This is a genomic window from Paenibacillus faecis (assembly GCF_008084145.1).
Taxonomy (GTDB): domain Bacteria; phylum Bacillota; class Bacilli; order Paenibacillales; family Paenibacillaceae; genus Fontibacillus; species Fontibacillus faecis.
Genome location: NZ_VSDO01000004.1, coordinates 385,041 through 400,643 on the forward strand (window position 1 = coordinate 385,041; position 15,603 = coordinate 400,643).

Annotated in this window: 10 protein-coding genes and 1 pseudogene; 7 read left to right on the forward strand and 4 right to left on the reverse strand. The window is 55.6% G+C overall.

The window, feature by feature from the left end:
- Positions 1-35: 35 nt before the first annotated feature.
- The gene (locus tag FRY98_RS19710; RefSeq protein ID WP_318249401.1) at positions 36-692 is read right to left on the reverse strand and encodes a YitT family protein; all 657 of its coding nucleotides are present in this window, start codon (positions 690-692) and stop codon (positions 36-38) included.
- Between the two features lie 140 nt (positions 693-832).
- Complete coding sequence (locus FRY98_RS19715) at positions 833-1,756, reverse strand: serine hydrolase domain-containing protein (RefSeq protein ID WP_148455156.1); 924 nt, start codon at positions 1,754-1,756, stop codon at positions 833-835.
- A 391-nt stretch (positions 1,757-2,147) separates the two neighbouring features.
- On the opposite strand from FRY98_RS19715, the gene FRY98_RS19720 reads away from it, so the two are divergent.
- From FRY98_RS19720 to FRY98_RS19750, 7 genes are all read left to right on the forward strand, one after another.
- Entirely contained in the window at positions 2,148-3,161 is a 1,014-nt protein-coding gene (locus tag FRY98_RS19720) for a LacI family DNA-binding transcriptional regulator (protein ID WP_148455158.1), read from the forward strand.
- Positions 3,162-3,194: 33 nt separating this feature from the next.
- Complete coding sequence (locus FRY98_RS19725; RefSeq protein WP_148455160.1) at positions 3,195-3,947, forward strand: alpha/beta hydrolase; 753 nt, start codon at positions 3,195-3,197, stop codon at positions 3,945-3,947.
- A 27-nt stretch (positions 3,948-3,974) separates the two neighbouring features.
- The gene (locus tag FRY98_RS19730; RefSeq protein ID WP_412067008.1) at positions 3,975-4,934 is read left to right on the forward strand and encodes an ABC transporter permease; all 960 of its coding nucleotides are present in this window, start codon (positions 3,975-3,977) and stop codon (positions 4,932-4,934) included.
- Positions 4,935-4,950: 16 nt separating this feature from the next.
- The gene (locus FRY98_RS19735) at positions 4,951-5,826 is read left to right on the forward strand and encodes a carbohydrate ABC transporter permease (protein WP_148455162.1); all 876 of its coding nucleotides are present in this window, start codon (positions 4,951-4,953) and stop codon (positions 5,824-5,826) included.
- Positions 5,827-5,883: 57 nt separating this feature from the next.
- Positions 5,884-7,521: a type 2 periplasmic-binding domain-containing protein gene (locus FRY98_RS19740; RefSeq protein WP_148455164.1), complete on the forward strand. Its 1,638-nt coding sequence runs from the start codon at positions 5,884-5,886 to the stop codon at positions 7,519-7,521.
- Positions 7,522-7,622: 101 nt separating this feature from the next.
- Positions 7,623-9,875 carry a glycoside hydrolase family 3 N-terminal domain-containing protein gene (locus tag FRY98_RS19745; protein ID WP_148455165.1) on the forward strand — a complete coding sequence of 751 codons (2,253 nt, stop codon included), beginning with the start codon at positions 7,623-7,625 and terminating at the stop codon, positions 9,873-9,875.
- On the forward strand, positions 9,872-13,303 hold the full coding sequence (locus tag FRY98_RS19750; RefSeq protein ID WP_148455167.1) for a GH36-type glycosyl hydrolase domain-containing protein: 3,432 nt from the start codon (positions 9,872-9,874) through the stop codon (positions 13,301-13,303). The genes FRY98_RS19745 and FRY98_RS19750 overlap by 4 nt, the downstream gene beginning before the upstream one ends.
- 964 nt (positions 13,304-14,267) lie before the next feature.
- Here the strand turns inward: FRY98_RS19750 and FRY98_RS29040 are convergent.
- A complete protein-coding gene (locus FRY98_RS29040; protein ID WP_249043370.1) occupies positions 14,268-14,438 on the reverse strand; it encodes a hypothetical protein in 171 nt (56 codons plus the stop codon).
- A 99-nt stretch (positions 14,439-14,537) separates the two neighbouring features.
- A pseudogene (locus FRY98_RS19755) lies at positions 14,538-15,493 on the reverse strand (IS110 family RNA-guided transposase); the annotation flags it as partial.
- Positions 15,494-15,603 lie beyond the last annotated feature (110 nt).

Here is a 15,603-nt window from a genome sequence, read left to right on the forward strand (position 1 = left end):
TGAAATCTTCCCCACTCGGTACGCAGGGATGGCGCTCAGCCATCCCTTTTGTTGCGCCAGGCCATTTGCAAAACGGGCGGAAATGAAACGCGGTAGAGCCAGCTCACGATTCGGGTGGACAGCCACTGGCAGAGCAGCGCCTGGATCACGATCTGCCAGTTGATCACAACGGCCGTAAGGAGGAAGATGAAGCCGTTCATCCAGAACAGGGCTTTGCCGGGATCCACTTTCTTCTGTTTGGAAAGGGCGAGCGCGACGAATCCGATCCCGCCGTTGGACACTCTTTGCTTGAGCAGAAGGGTAATGCCGAGGCCGAGAAAGATGGAGCCGATCAAGAGGTCGAGCCAGATGTTCTCGAAGGGAGAGCGGAAGTAAACCTCGAAGAAATTGACGGATACCGCGGTCGTCGTGATGACGCCGATCGTGCCCACCGCGCTGATTTTACCCAGATACTGTATCGAAGTGATCAGAAAGAGAAAGTTCATCAGCCATAACCCGATGCTCATCGGCAGTTGAAACCAGTAGTTCAGCAGCACCGCGAGACCCGCGGCCCCGCCGGAGGGAATGGCGTGTGGAAATAAAAAGACGGCCATGGCAAACCCCTGAATCATGGAGCCGGCAAAAATCATGGAGCCTTTTTGGAGAGAACGGCGAACAAGATAGGCTTTGGTTCTGCGTGTTAATAAATTCACAAGGGACCATCCTTTATTCGAGATGAAGGCATTGGTTCGGGCCAGTCCTACAGCCTGCTTGTCACAAGTGTATGCTGGCCGGACATCGAACATGCCTTCAATCCATGGAACCGGATGTTCCAACTACCACGCATTTATTTTCAGAGCTGAGGGTAGATCTCCTCCCAAACGGCGTTCAAGATCCCCTGCATATTTTCTTCCTGACTGTTGATGGCGACCACCGCATCCCGTTCGGGAAGGACGATGCAGAATTGTCCGTACATGCCGTCGGCCCGGTAGGCCCCGTGCGTGCAGCGCCAAAATTGATAGCCGTAACCGGCCCCCCAGTCACCGCCGTCTTCGGGCGTGGCGACCTGCTTGCTCGTCGCCAGATCGATCCAGGCGGCGGAGACTAGTCGTCGGCCTTTCCACACCCCCCGGCGCAGCAAAAACTCCCCAAACCGGCTCAATTCTTCGGTGGTTAAATACAATCCGGTGCAGCCGAGCGTTCGGCCAAGCGGACAGGTATCCCAACGCACGTCATCGATTCCCATAGGTTCGAACAAGCGGGGGACCAGGTAATCCTTCACCGTCTGCCCGGTTACGGCCTCCAGCATGGCCGAAATCATATAGGTATCCCCGCTGCTGTATGTGAACAATTCCCCGGGAGGTCGGTCCAGCGGCCGGGATAAATAATGCTTCACCCAGTCGGGCTCCTCCAGCACGGCTCTCTCCTCATAAGTTAAAGGCGGGGTATCATGGCCGCTGGACATCCGCAGCAGATCGATCAACCGGATTTGTGCGGGATCCAGGGCTTCGGAGGCGCAGGAAGCCCGATCCGAACCGGCCTCGGGAAACACGTCTCCGATCCGCGTATCCAAATCCAGCCGTCCTTCCTCAAGGGCGAGGCCGACCGCCATACTCGTAAAAGATTTGCTGACGGAATGCTGTAAACGACGAATGTCGTCGGCACCCGCAAAATTTTCCGCCCCTACCGCCTCGCCATGCTGCACTACGCGAACGGAAAAAACATGAAGCCCTTCACGCTCAAGCCTTGCCTGAAACGCGGACAGATTCAGCGCCATCTTGGTTCCTCCTTTATGAGACACTCCAATCCGAATAAAGAAAGGATATTAAGTATAGGGAAACGTTTCCCTATACTTTTCTGTGGTTTATCTAAGACGATCGTAAAGGAGCGCCGCAAAAATGTCAATAACATGCCAAGCTGCGGGGGAACTCATTGGAAAATGGTGTAAATCAACTTTGTAAGCGCATTAAATCAAGAGACCCGCTTTAAAAATTGATTATTGACAACTCGGAAACATCGGGTGCATAATGTTATCCATCGAAAGAATGTCTTGCCATGGGCTGGATTTACCCTGAACGGGAAACGTTTCCCGAAAACAATGGAAATCCTGAAATCCCCGATCCACCCAGGTGGGATAAGGCATTATAGCAGAGGTGGTCCGTAAGAAAATGAATATAAAAGACATTGCAAGGCTCTCCGGAGTTGGCATTTCCACCGTTTCCAGAGTTTTAAATAATACGGGATTTGTAAGCGATGCCACCCGGACCAAAGTGATGGAAGTGGTAAAGAAGTACAACTATATCCCTAACAGCAGCGCACGCAACCTGAAGATGACGCAGTCCAACACGATTGCGCTTATGGTTAAAGGGATATCCAACCCGTTCTTTTCCAACATGATTAAAGAAGTCGAACGCCAGGTGAACCTCCGGGGCTGTCCGCTGCTGATCCAACATGTCGAAGACGGCAGCGACGAGATTAACGCGGCGCTTCAACTGGTCAAAGAGAAAAATTTGTACGGCGTTATTTTTATGGGGGGAACCTACGATCACTCCGAAGAGAAGTTCCGGCAGCTCAATATTCCCTTCGTTCTGACCACAATCACGACGACCCAGGAAGTGGATCCCACGGTCTTCTCCAGCGTCATCATCGACGATGTCCAGGAGGCCTACAAGGCGACAAGTTACTTGATTTCCCTGGGACATACGAAGATCAGCTTCCTGGCCCGGTTTCCGCTTGTACAGCATACGACGGGGAACCGGCGGCTGCTCGGTTACATCAAGGCGCTTGAGGAGCATGGCATTCCTTACGACCCTTCCCTGGTCGAGGATTGCGAGTACAGCCCAAGCTCGGGATTCACCGCCACGAAACGGCTGATGAACAAGAACAAAGATATGACCGCGGTGTTCGCGGCCTCGGATACGATCGCGATCGGGGCGGCCAAGGCGATTCTTTCCTCGGGTTTGTCCATCCCGGGCGACATTTCGGTCATCGGCTTCGACGGGATCGAGATGGCGGAGTACTACCACCCTTCCTTGGACACCATCAGCCAGCCGGGGGTAGATATGGCGAAGGCCAGCGTGGAAATCCTGTTCGACCTGATTACGGGTCAGTCGACCAACAAGCATGTCGTGTTTGATTCCGTGCTGGTCAAGCGGGGGTCCTGCAAGAAAATCGGCAAATAACGGATCGGCAAGGAAAAGGAGAGGAGCAAGCAGATGGCGCTTTTAACCGTGGAAACAGGTTCTCCTACGCTGCGGATGACGACATCCATTCATGTCATATCGCCTTGCGACGCGGGCAGGCAGGATGGGGGGACCCTCTATCTCCTGCACGGAGCCGGCGACGACGCCAGCACCTGGCACAGGCTGACCACGATCGAGCTTTATGCGCAAACTTACGGCTGCACCGTGATCATGCCGGAGGTGAATCGCAGCTACTATACCGACATGGAGTATGGGCTCGATTATTTCACCTATCTCACGCAGGAGCTGCCGGAGCTATGCGCCCGGATGCTGAACCTGGATACGGACCCCGCCAAAACCTATGTGGCCGGGCTCTCGATGGGCGGGTACGGAGCGCTGAAGTGCGCGCTGACCTTCCCCGAGAAATATGCCAAGGCGGTCTCGCTCTCCGGCGTCACCGATATCCGGGAACGCTTGCGGGATCCGGACATGCCCCCGGGGATGATCAAGGAGATGAAGGCGGTGTTTGGAGAGCGCCTGGAGGTCAAGCCGGAGCAGGATTTATACGCTTTGGCCGACACGCTCGTCCGGGAGAACAAAAGGCTTCCTTCCCTGCTCGCCTGCTGCGGGTCGGAGGATCCGTTTTGCGGAATGAATCGCGCTTTTGCCTCCTACATGGAAAAGTCACCTTTTGATTTCAGGTATGTCGAAACCCCGGGAACGCATGAATGGCGTTTTTGGGAGGAACATTTAAAAACCGCTTTTGACTTCCTGTATCACAAATAGATTCTAGTAGAGCGAGGAGATGCAAAATTGAAACCGGCAGCCGCAGTACCTCAGAATAGCCGCACCGGCGGGAATAAGCTGGGAACGTATTTCAGACAAATTTGGAAACACCGGATGACTTATACGCTTCTGATTCCCGGCTTGGTATGGCTCGTGCTATTTGCTTACATGCCGATGGGAGGTTTGTCCCTGGCCTTTAAAGACTTCAAGGCGAACCTGGGAATATGGGGCAGCCCTTGGGTCGGGTGGGAGAACTTCGAGTATGTGTTCCGGGATCCCGCCTTTATCGACGCGGTGTGGAAAACGCTTGCAATCAACGTCACCAAGCTGATCATTCAGTTTCCTTTCCCGATCATGCTGGCTCTGCTGCTGAATGAGCTCCGCATGAGCCGTTATAAAAAAGTGATGCAAACCGTATTTACCTTCCCGCATTTTTTGTCCTGGATCGTCGTTTCGGGGATCGTGATCAACGTCCTCTCTCATGACGGGCTGATCAACAGTGCCTTGACCTTGTTCGGGGCGCAGCCCATCAACTTTATGGGCTCGGAAAAACTGTTCGTGCCGATGGTCATCGTGACGGACATATGGAAGTCCGCGGGGTGGGGGGCCATCATTTATTTGGCGGCCATTTCGGGGATCGATATGGACCAGTACGAATCCGCGCAAATTGATGGGGCGACCCGGCTGCAGCAGCTGTTCCGGATCACGCTCCCGAATATTTTGCCAACCATTACCGTCATGTTCATTCTATCCGTCGGCGGCTTGATGTCCTCGGGCTTCGATCAGATCTTTAACTTGATGAACGCCGCCACGAAGAATGCGGCAGAGGTGCTTGACGTCTACATCTACCGGATTACGTTCCAATCCGCCACCGACTTCTCGTTCTCCTCCGCGGTCAGCTTGTTCCGGTCCATTATCAATATGGCGCTGCTGCTGATTGCCGACCGGGCGGCGAAGTGGATGGGCGGCGACGGGCTGTTCCGATGAGAAAGGAGTGCGAACGATGATACAGAAACGCAAATTTTCCTGGATGGATGCCATCATCTTTGTTTTGTTGACCTTGGGGGCCTTGGCCATCCTCATTCCTTTCTGGAATGTCGTCATGATTTCGTTTTCGACGCAAAAGGAATACGCCGACCATCCATTGATGATCTTCCCGAGCCAACCTACCTTGGACAATTACAGACAGCTTTTTGAGAAGGGAGGGATCGGCACCGGCTATCTCAATACCCTTAAACTTCTGCTGCTTGGCCTGCCGCTCAGCCTGTTCCTGACGACCAGTATGGCCTACGGGCTGAGCCGGACGGGATATCCGGGGAAAAAGCCGATTTTCTTCCTCGTCTTGTTCACGATGATTTTTAACGGGGGGATTGTCCCGCTGTACCTGATCATGAAGGATTTGAACCTGACGGGCAGCCTGTGGTCGGTCGTCCTGGCCGGCGGTTTCAGCGCCTTCAACATGATTTTGATGATGAACTACTTCCACACCCTGCCGGAGTCGTTGATGGAATCCGCGCGGCTGGACGGTGCGGGAGAGTGGAAAATCCTGTTCTCGATTATTCTTCCGCTATCGGCGCCGATCGTCGCCACAATTACGTTGTTTTACGGCGTGGCGATCTGGAACGGCTGGTATGACGCGATGATCTTCCTCCGGAAAGCCGAGCAGATGCCGCTGCAGAACGTGCTGCGCAGCATCATCGTGGAGTCGCAACTGAACACGTCCAACGCGGCCAGTCTGGATGCCTCGGCGGGTCAGAGATTCTCGATGGGGATGAAAATGGCGGCGGTTTTCGTCACCATGGTGCCGATCATGTGCTTTTTCCCGCTGCTTCAAAAGCATTTCGCCAAAGGGGTTATGACAGGGGCTATCAAGACCTGATTCATACACATAAAATTCTCGCTTTGCAACTACTTAAAAAAACAGGGAGGTCAAAACATGAAAGCAACCCAATGGCTTTCGATCAGAAGAATTATGGTTTTATCGCTGTGCATCGTCCTGATGGCGGTGACGGCCGCTTGTTCCAAAGGGGAAGGTAACAGCGGAAACGGCGGAAATGCGCAAGGCTCGAATGCAAGCTCAGGCGGCAATGCCAAAGACGGCTACGACAAGAAACTGAAAATTTCTTTGGCCAGTACGATCAAACTGGAAAAACCCGACGTGCTGGATAACGAATTCCATAAATATTGGTCGGACAAGTTCAATTTGGAGTGGGACTACAACTATGTGGAATGGGATTCCTGGCCGGAAAAGCTCCGCCTGTGGATCAACTCCGGCGACTTGCCCGATGTAGCCAGCTGGAACTATGTGCATGGCGACGCCATTAACTATATCGAACAAGGGTTATTATACAAGCTCCCGGACGACTGGAAAGAGCGCTGGCCAAACGTAGCTGCGGCCTATAAACAAACCGGGCTCGGCGAAAAGCTGGAGGAGTTGACCGGCGGAACTTACGTATTGCCGAAGCCGGTGTATTTCGAGAACAAGCCGGCCGATCCGCTGTTGAACCAAATTGGGGTCATCGGCCTGCGTAAAGACTGGGCCAAGGCTGTCGGTTTTGAACTCAAAGACGCTTATACCGTCGGAGAACTGATGGAATACGCCCGGCTGCTTAAAGAAAAAGATCCTGGCAAGGTAGGCAATAAACTGGTGCCGATTTCTTTCGACATCAACGATTCGCTGACCAACATCATCATGGCAAACAGCGCGCATTCCCGCGTAGAATCGGCCTTCTATAAAGGCGCAGACGGCAAGTATCAATGGGGTCCCGCCAACGAGGAAACTTTGAACGCGTTGAAGCAGTATCAAGCCGCATACAAAGAAGGATTGCTCAGCCCCGAATTCTATACATGGAAAAGCCAGGAGGCCAGCCAGAAATTCTCCATTAACGGCGTAGCCGGTATCACAAGTATTGGCGGTCTGGCTTCTTACAGACAGGATATCGATACGCGGATGAGAGAGAACCTGGGCCTCGACAGCTCGGAAGTGGTGCACACGGCGATCGTGCTCGGCGATGACGGGAAGTACCGTAACCTGGAGCAAGCGAACTTCTGGTCGAGCATTATTTTCTCGCCGAACATCAGCAAAGAGAAATTCGAACGCGTTATGGATTTGATGGACTATTCGATCAGTCAAGAAGGACAGCTTCTGCTGAATATGGGATTTGAAGGAAAAGACTGGAAGTATGACGAGAACAAGGAACTCGTCAGCCTGCTTCCGGAAGGAACGACCTTGGAGAAGAAATACCCTAGCCGCTTCGAAGGCCTTTATCTGCTGGGCGACGACTTCAGCGTCGTGAACCCGGCGATCAAGAAAGAATTCCGCGAAAGAGCGGTCAAGCACTATCAAGACAAGGCGAAGCTCAGTACGGAAGGCGGAGCGATGGCCGAGTACGATTGGGATGTACAATTGTATGACTCCAAGGCCAAAAATCAGGCCGGCTTCGACTACGCCACAGAATACACCAACCTGATCTTGCAGGAAGGGGATCTGGAAGCGAACTGGAAAGCATGGGTGAACAGCAAAATGTCGCTCGTGCAACCGGTGCTCGACGAATTGAACAGCCTGAAGAAATAGGCAGCAGGCCAAGAACCCGGCGTGGGTTTCCCGCACCGGGTTCTTCCATTCATTGGCGCGCTGCGAATCAAAACATAAGCAAAAGCGATGGAGGACTAGACATGGACAATCAGCAGCTGCTTACAATGGTGACGCAAATGACACTGGAGGAAAAGGTTGCTCAGCTGATGCAATTGGCGGCTCCGTTCTTTGAAGGGGCGGAGGGAGAAGGGCAAATCACGGGTCCGATGAAATCGATGGGCGTGACGGAGGAGATGGTGCGAAACAGCGGTTCGGTGCTGGGGTACGCGGGCGCCGAAGGAACAATCGCCGTTCAGAAAGCGCATTTGAAAAAGAACCGGCTGGGCATTCCTCTGCTCTTTATGGCGGACATTGTGCATGGCTTCAAAACCATATTCCCGATCCCGCTGGCGATCGGCTGCTCCTGGGATCTTCCGCTGGCCGAGCGGAGCGCGGAAATCGCCGCCCGGGAAGCCGCGGTCTCCGGCGTTCACGTGACCTACGCGCCGATGGTCGATCTCGTCCGCGACGCCCGGTGGGGAAGAGTCATGGAGTCGACGGGGGAAGACCCTTACCTGAACAGCGAGCTCGCACGGGCTTTCGTGCGCGGCTTCCAGGGCCAAAATCTGCGGGAGGATGTACAGCGGGTGGCCGCCTGCGTGAAGCATTTCGCCGCTTACGGATTGTCCGAGGGCGGGAGAGATTACAACACCGTGGACCTGTCGGAATGGCAACTGCGCGAGTATTACCTTCCGGCTTACCGGGCCGCCCTGGACGAGGGCTGCGAGATGGTTATGACCTCCTTCAATACGGTCGACGGCGTACCGGCAAGCGGAAACACCAGACTGATGCGGAAGCTGCTGCGGGAGGAGTGGGGCTTTGACGGCGTCCTGATTTCGGATTGGGGCGCGGTGAAAGAATTGATCCCGCATGGGGTGGCCGAAGATGAAGCGGAAGCCGCCTATAAGGCGATACAGGCAGGGGTAGATATAGAAATGATGACCTCCTGTTACGTCCATCATCTGCCGCGGCTTGTCCGGGAGGGACGCGTGGAGGAGGAAATTATCGACGAGGCGGTGCTGCGCATATTGCAGTTGAAGGAGAGGCTGGGCCTCTTCGAGCGGCCGCACCGCGGGGCGGATCCCGAGGCGGAGAAAGAAATCGTCTTCTGCGCCGAACACCGGGCCGCCGCGCGAGAGCTCGCCGAGAAATCGTGCGTGCTGCTGAAGAACGAGCGCGGCGTCCTGCCGCTGGCCCGCGGACAGCGGGTGGCCCTGGTCGGGCCGTTCGCGCAGAGCGGCGACATCCTGGGGCCGTGGTCGTGGACCGGATCGCGCAAGGATGCGGTCCGGCTGGACACGGCCATGAAAGCGGCCGCCGCGGAGCCGGGCGACATCTCCGTGGCCGAGGGCTCGGGCATCGAGGCGATGACGGAAGCCCAATGGGCGGAGGCGGCCCGCGCCGCCGCCGACGTGGACGTCATCGTGCTCGCCCTCGGCGAGTCGTCGGAGATGAGCGGGGAAGCGGGCAGCCGCGCGGATATCACGCTGCCGGCGGCGCAGCTTGAGCTGCTTCGGCGCATGAAGGCGCTCGGCAAGCCGGTGGCCGTCGTGCTGTTCAACGGCCGGCCGCTGGACCTGCGCGGCGTGTACGACACCGCCGACGCGGTGCTGGAGGCCTGGTTCCCGGGCAGCGAAGGCGGCGCGGCGATCGCCGCCCTGCTGTACGGGGACGCCAACCCGTCCGGCCGCCTCAGCATGTCTTTCCCGGCCGCGGTCGGACAGATCCCGGTTTACTACAACCATTTCAGCACCGGCCGCCCGCTCGGCGCGCCGGATGCCCAAGAGCGCTATGTTTCGCATTACCTGGACCTTCCGAACGAACCGCTCTTGCCGTTCGGTTTCGGGTTGAGCTACACGACGTTCATTTACGGCAAGCCGCAATTGTCCGGGAAAATCATGACGCCGGACCGACCCCTGGAATTATCGGTGGTGCTGACGAACGCCGGTCCGGCGGAGGGCGAAGAGACCGTACAGCTCTATATCCGCGATTGGGTGGGGGATACGGTTCGTCCGGTCAAAGAGCTGAAGGCTTTTGCCAAGGTACGCCTGGCGGCCGGGGAAAGCAGTGAGGTTCGTTTCACGGTAACGGAACAAATGCTCCGTTACACGCATCAGAATCTGGAGTTTGCCAGCGATGCCGGACAATTCTCGGTATTCGTGGGGCCGAACAGCCGCGATGCCGAGGAGCTGCGATTCCGGCTGGAGAAAGGCCCCGTCACGTCGGGAATCCGGCTTCAGGGAGCAAGCCTCGGGAACAACCAACACGAACAGATGGGGAGTGAAATGCGATGACCAAACAGGTGCATCAATATCAGCTGGAGGCCGGAGGCCTGACCTTTTCCTTTTTGAATAGCGGCGATCTGTATCAAGCTTCGTCGGAGACCACCATGATCAATCAGCTTCTGCCGCACGCCGCCGACGGCGCGCTGGGGAATCTTTACCTGCGCCTGCACCGAGAGGACGGCATTCGGGCCGTCCCGCTGCTGGGCATCCGTTCCGGCGCTTCGGTGAGCCGGACGGCGCGCCGGATGATTTGGAACGGGATTGCGGAAGGCATCGGGTACCAGGTTGTGTTTACGCTGACCGGGCGGGGCGTCTGGTTCTGGGAGGTTACGCTGGAAGGCGGCCGGGGCAAGGCGGACGTGCTGTACGGGCAGGACATCGGCATCGCCGCACCGGGCGCGGTCCGCAGCAACGAGGCCTATTTGTCCCAATATATCGACCATGCCGTATTCGAGGACGAGGAATGGGGTTACGTGGTTTGTTCCCGGCAAAATCAGCCGCAGGGCGGGCGCTTTCCTTATATCCAGCAGGGCGTGTTGACGGGGAGCGCCGGTTTTTCCACGGACGGGTTTCAGTTTTTCGGTTTGTCCTACAAAGAAACCGACGTGCCGGAAGCCCTGACCCGTCCGAAGCTGGCGAATGAGGTGTATCAATACGAGTTCGCATACACCGCCTTGCAGACCAAGACTGTGGAACTCGGCGGGGGAGCCCCGGTTCGTTTTGTTTTCTATGGCCTGTTCAAGGAAGATCATCCGTTTGCGATAGAGCGTCTGGAATTCCGCGAGGAGATTCGTGCGGCCTGGAGCGAGGCGGAGTCCGGGAACCCGGCTGCGGCGGAAACGGAATCGGAAGCGGAAGCGGATGCGGATGCGGAAGTTCTGCCGCGCGCCGTACGTTCCCCGGAAATCGGCAAGCCGATAACGGGGCGTTCGCTGACCGCGGAGGAACTGGATCGGTTGTTCCCGCGGCGCAAGCAGGAGGAGCGGGAGGACGGACAACTGCTGTCGTTTTTTACGGACACCTACGAGCACGTGGTATTGAAAGAAAAAGAACTGCGCGTGGAACGCCCCCACGGCCATATTTTGATGAGCGGCGGTAACGACCGGATGAACAGCCGGGTGATCACGACGACTTCTTATATATATGGCGTGTTCAATTCGCAGGTCGTGATCGGCAACACCAACTTCAACAAGCTGATGTCCAACACCCGCAATGCGCTCAACGCCGCCAAAACATCGGGCCAGCGTTTATATATCGAGCAAGGCGGCGTCTACCGCCTGTTGACCATGCCTTCGGCTTTTGAGATGGGCTTCAACTACGTGCGGTGGTACTATCAATTGAGCGATGATCTGCTTACGATCACGAACTACACCCGGAATGACTCGCCGGAGGTGGTACTGCACTTTGCCTCCGCGAACCGTAACACCTACCGCTGCCTCGTCACGAATCAGATTACGATGCACGTGAACGAGCATGAAATCCCTTACCGGTTCGAGGTGGACGGAGAGAACGCCGTGATTTTCCGGGCCGACCCGTCCGCGCTCAGCGCCGGGGCAGACGCGTACCCTGGATTGCAGTACCGGATGGAGGTTTCCGGGGGAGCCGGCATGGGGATGAAGCTGTTCGACGACCGCAAGCTGGTCTCGCTGCCGCAGTCGGAAACGGCCCCGCTGGCCGTGCTGGAGTTGAATCCGGCCGCTTCGTGGTCCTTGACGATCCAGGCGCAGTTGGAGGATGAAGCGGCGGCGGGGGCGCCTTCGCTTTCCTCCTCCGTCCCGGCCTCCGCGGAAGAGGAGATCGCCCGCTACCGCGAATTTTTCCGCGGCGTCATGAACGGTTTCCGCCTGTATCGAAACGGCGGCGACGAGGGCGAGCTGTTCAAAGTCAATGCGCTGGCCTGGTGGTACACGCATAACATGCTCGTCCACTACTCGGTGCCGCACGGGCTGGAGCAATACGGCGGCGCGGCTTGGGGGACGCGCGATGTCTGCCAGGGGCCGGTCGAGTATTTCCTGGCGACCCGCAAATATGACCGGGTCCGTGAAATTTTGCTGACCGTCTTCGCTCACCAATACGAGGATGACGGAAACTGGCCGCAATGGTTTATGTTCGACAATTACACCCGCATCCAGCAGGAAGAGAGCCATGGCGATATTATCGTCTGGCCCCTCAAGGTCCTGGGCGATTACCTGGCGGTGACCGGGGATTACGGCATTCTGGACGAACCCATTCCGTACACACGGAAAGGTTCCTTCGACTTTACCGCCGAGACGGCGACCTTGATGGAACACGCGGAAAAAGAAATCGGCTATATCCGGCGGCACTTCCTCCACGGCACCCATTTGTCCTCCTACGGGGACGGGGACTGGGATGATACGCTGCAGCCGGCGAACGCGCAGCTGAAGCAGTACATGATCAGCAGCTGGACGGTGGCGCTGACGTACCAAACGATCGGCCGGTTTGCGCAGGTGTTGTCCGGCGTCCGTCCGGAAGCGTCGCAGGAGCTTCAGGATATGGCGGACGGCATTCGCGCCGATTTCGGCAAGTACATGCTGGGGACCGGCGTCATTCCGGGCTTCGTGTACATGGAGCGCCCGGAGGAGGCCAAGCTGATGCTGCATCCGAGCGATACCGAAACCGGCATCCAGTACCGGCTGCTGCCGATGACGCGCAGTATGATCAGCGAGCTGCTGACGCCGGAACAGGCGGAGGCGCATTACCGGTTGATCCGGGAGCAGTTCTACTGCCCGGACGGCGTGCGTCTGATGAACCGTCCGGCCCAATATGCCGGCGGGGTCAGCACGCACTTCAAACGCGCGGAGCAGGCGTCCAACTTCGGCCGGGAGATCGGCCTGCAGTATGTGCACGCGCATATCCGCTACGTGGAGGCGATGGCCAAGCTCGGCAAACGCGATGAGGTTTGGCGCGGCCTGGCAATGATCAACCCGGTCGGCCTCCGCGAAGTGGTGCCGAACGCGGAGCTGCGTCAGGCCAACGCGTATTTCAGCAGCTCGGACGGGAAGTTCAACAACCGGTACGAGGCGCAGGAGCGTTTTGACGAGCTCCGCAGCGGCGCCGTGCCGGTCAAAGGCGGCTGGAGAATTTACTCCAGCGGCCCGGGAATCTATATGAATCAGTTGATCTCCCAGGCTCTCGGCGTTCGCGAAGAGAGCGGGGACCTGATTCTGGATCCGGTGCTGCCGGAGTCTCTTGACGGCGCGGCCTTCGATTTTGAGGTGGCCGGATCGCCGGCGACGATCGTCTACCGCCTCACGGGCCGGTCCGCGATCGAGCGGGTTACGGTCAATGGCCGGGAGGCGGCGGCCGAGCCGATGAGCAACCGCTACCGGGCCGGTGGCGTGCGCATCCGCCGCGCTGAACTCGAGCGGCTAGCCGAAAGCTCGCGCGAGCGCCAGGTCATCGAGATTCATATGTAACAATGTAAGGAAATCGAGAAGCCGCCCCGCCGTTCATCCGATGAACGAGGGGCGGTTTCTTTTTAAATTATGCGGCCTCCGTCCGCCGGATGCTGACGATGAATCATCTTCGTCGTCGGATCGATCGTCCTCGTCGGATCGTCCTCGTCAAACCGCCGCCGAAATTCTAACGGAAATAATAGCCGTTATTTGCCCCAAATCGGCGGTTTTCAAAAGCTAACGGAAATAATAGCCGCTATTTGCTGAAAATCTGTCCTTTTTGGCGGTGAGGCAAGCAAATAGGCGCTATTATTTCCGTTAGAATGCGGGAAAAGCGCTTTTTGCCGAAATAGCCGCTACTGCGTCCGTTAGATTTACGTCTGACGTAGGCGGTTGCTGCGTCCGTTAGAATTACGGCTGACGTAGGCGGTTGCTGCGTCCGTTAGATTTAGGGCAGACGTAAGCCGCAGCTGCGGCCGTTAGATTTCAAACTGGCGTACAGCCGCTGCTGCCTCGGTTAGACTTTTAGATGACATATTCCCGCTGCTGCATCCGTTACAATTTCGGCTGGCGCTTGGCTGCCGCTGTTCCTTTCCCGCAAGGGGGTATACAATAGATTCAACGCATTAGAATCCTATGGTTCATTTATCGATGATCTTATAGATTACCTTTCAGATAATCTTAGCAATGAAGTCATAGGTCTAAGCTAATGAGCTTGGGAAATTATCGGGATTTTCTCCCGTTAATTGGATGTCAACGCCACCGCAGAGGGCAATTAACTGGAAAACCTCCCGTAAATTCAACTGAAATCGAGTAATTGGCGGCTGGGGGCACGTAACAGATGGAGTTTTTCCAGCTAAATCCGATTCAGGGGGCTATAGCGGTCAATTTATACGAAAATGAATTTGTTGCTTCACAGCGCGAAATTAAAATTGACTTTAAAGCATCCCTTAAATGATTTTTGCCTTTTTTTAAAAACTAATATTTAAGCAGTCTCGGTTAGTTCGACGTGGTAACCTAGCTTTTGTAGCTTCTTCACAAGGGACTCTGCTACTTTTTTGTCGGAAACTAAATACTCGCGCCCTAATTCTTCATAAGGCACTTTATCACGAAGCATTACATAAATGATTCGTATCATCAAATGGGCGATCGCCATGTTAGCCTTCTGTGTGCCTGCCCTCTTTGCAATTCGGGAGTACACTGCTGTAAACCGGCTATCCTTCTTTTTTATCGCTGCCCATGCCGCTTGGCATAACACGGACTTTATATGCTTGTTTCCGCGGTTGTTCTTTTTTCTTTTTTTTTACCGGCACTCTCATGGTTGGCTGGACAAACGCCTGCCCAAGAGGCTAAGTGAGCTTCACTTGGGAAATGCGCCATATCGGTACCTATTTCCGCTACGATGCTCGCCGCAGCATCGAAGTCAATTCCCGGAATCGTATCGAGCAACTGTATTTCCCTCATGTGAGGCTCTACTGCCGATTCAATCTCAGCCTCGAGTTCCTGAATCTGCTTTTCTAAATAATGTATATGTTCCAAGTGCCGCTTGATCATGTTTCGGTGATGCAAGCGCAGGCGACCATTCAGTGCTTCAACCAGCAACGGGACCTTCATCTTCAGCCGGGTGTGTACCATTTTGCGTACCTCATGTACGTCAAGGACTTCCCCGTTGACGATGGATCCCAGTAAGGCACGTCCAGAAACACCGAACAGGTCCGAGATGAACGTGGTTAGTTTGATATTTGCATCCTGAAGAATTTTGTGGATTCGGTTTTTTTCCTGAGTAAGGTTTTGAATGAGTTTTCGACGGTAGCGAGTAAGATCCCGCAAATCTCGTATGGATTCATCCGGGACGAAGCTACCATCGATGAGCCCACAACGGTGTAATCCCGCAATCCATTCCGCATCGTTTACATCCGTCTTCTTGCCAGGAACGTTTTTGATATGTTGCGAATTTGCCAAGGTTAAAGTACAGGTGCCCTCAAGTATGTTCCACACCGGCTTCCAATAAACTCCTGTGCTTTCCATGGCAACCTCTGTGCATTCGTGCTTTACGAGCCAGTCTTGTAACCGCAAGAGCTCTCGTGTAGTGGTACCGAATGTTTCAATAACAGACTTGGGCTTCTTATGAAGCGGCCCGCTCAGCAGGCAAGCTACTACAGTTTCCTGGTGGACATCCAGTCCAGCACAACATTCGCGTATGGCGTCCATATTATCCCTCCAGTTGCAGTATGGGTGTGAATCATGCAACCTTTTGAGGAGAAAATTTATACACGTGCTCAAGGCAACACTCGGCGATCCTCATGGCTGCAGTTGGTCCG

Bases quoted from the DNA above. Each gene is read 5' to 3' on its own strand.
- FRY98_RS19715 (WP_148455156.1), bottom strand. From the start codon at position 1,756: ATGGCGCTGAATCTGTCCGCGTTTCAGGCAAGGCTTGAGCGTGAAGGG.
- FRY98_RS19720 (WP_148455158.1), top strand. From the start codon at position 2,148: ATGAATATAAAAGACATTGCAAGGCTCTCCGGAGTTGGCATTTCCACC.
- FRY98_RS19725 (WP_148455160.1), top strand. From the start codon at position 3,195: ATGGCGCTTTTAACCGTGGAAACAGGTTCTCCTACGCTGCGGATGACG.
- FRY98_RS19735 (WP_148455162.1), top strand. From the start codon at position 4,951: ATGATACAGAAACGCAAATTTTCCTGGATGGATGCCATCATCTTTGTT.
- FRY98_RS19740 (WP_148455164.1), top strand. From the start codon at position 5,884: ATGAAAGCAACCCAATGGCTTTCGATCAGAAGAATTATGGTTTTATCG.
- FRY98_RS19745 (WP_148455165.1), top strand. From the start codon at position 7,623: ATGGACAATCAGCAGCTGCTTACAATGGTGACGCAAATGACACTGGAG.
- FRY98_RS19750 (WP_148455167.1), top strand. From the start codon at position 9,872: ATGACCAAACAGGTGCATCAATATCAGCTGGAGGCCGGAGGCCTGACC.
- FRY98_RS29040 (WP_249043370.1), bottom strand. From the start codon at position 14,438: ATGGCGATCGCCCATTTGATGATACGAATCATTTATGTAATGCTTCGT.